Source organism: Brevibacillus sp. SIMBA_040, from assembly GCF_046535075.1.
Classification (GTDB): Bacteria; Bacillota; Bacilli; order Brevibacillales; family Brevibacillaceae; genus Brevibacillus.
The window spans coordinates 1-277 of sequence record NZ_JAWRXI010000154.1 but is presented as its reverse complement, the minus strand read 5'-3'; the positions used below and the strand labels follow the sequence as shown (position 1 = coordinate 277).

Here is a 277-nt window from a genome sequence, read left to right as displayed (position 1 = left end):
AATAGACATTCCTATCGTAAAGTGTCGTTTGCCACTCGCTTTTGTTTACACAAGGAGGCAATATAATTGCACCTGACATTCTAGCTTCATGGACATAAACTTCAGTACGGTAAAACCCACCTCCATTGTTGATCGCTGCAACCATAAATTCTATCGGATAGTAAACTTTGAGGTAAAGGCTTTGGTAACTCTCAACCGCATAGGATGCAGAATGTGCTTTACAAAAAGAGTAACCCGCAAAAGACTCAATCTGCCGATAAACCTCCGTACTTAAATT

At 40.1% G+C, this 277-nt stretch carries 1 protein-coding gene; it reads right to left on the bottom strand.

Features of this window, described 5'->3' with window-relative positions; all coding sequences use genetic code 11:
* On the bottom strand, positions 1–277 hold a 277-nt coding region (locus tag SB752_RS32350; RefSeq protein ID WP_410719488.1), incomplete at both ends, for a hypothetical protein.